Origin of the sequence: Pseudoalteromonas sp. S4492 (assembly GCF_005886115.1) — a bacterium.
In the GTDB taxonomy this organism is placed as follows: domain Bacteria; phylum Pseudomonadota; class Gammaproteobacteria; order Enterobacterales; family Alteromonadaceae; genus Pseudoalteromonas; species Pseudoalteromonas gelatinilytica.
The window spans coordinates 1-359 of record NZ_PNCP01000152.1 but is presented as its reverse complement, the minus strand read 5'-3'; the positions used below and the strand labels follow the sequence as shown (position 1 = coordinate 359).

Below are 359 nucleotides of genomic sequence, written 5' to 3'. Positions count from 1 at the left end.
AGCAGCGATTGAAGCTGTAGACAATGCAAGTAGCGAATTTGCTGCTCGCAGAATGGATGCATCAATCAAAAAAGCGCTGCAAGGGCAGTCAGTAGACGAAGTTTAACGAGGTAAGGTATGCCACAAATTATTTTTCTTCCACACGAAGAGTTATGCCCAGAAGGCGCTGCTATTGAAGCTCCTACAGGTGAAACGGTATTAGATGTTGCACTAAAAAATGGTATTAGCATTCCACATGCTTGTGAAAAATCATGTGCATGTACAACATGCCACTTAATCATTCGTGAAGGCTTTGACTCTTTAGATGAGAGTGATGAGCTTGAAGACGACATGCTAGATAAAGCATGGGGTCTTGAGAC

At 42.6% G+C, this 359-nt stretch carries 1 protein-coding gene; it reads left to right on the top strand.

Annotated elements, in window-relative coordinates:
• Positions 1-117 precede the first annotated feature (117 nt).
• Positions 118-359, top strand: a 242-nt coding sequence (gene fdx / locus CWC28_RS21235; RefSeq protein ID WP_138625743.1) for an ISC system 2Fe-2S type ferredoxin, incomplete at its 3' end; no start/stop codon positions are given.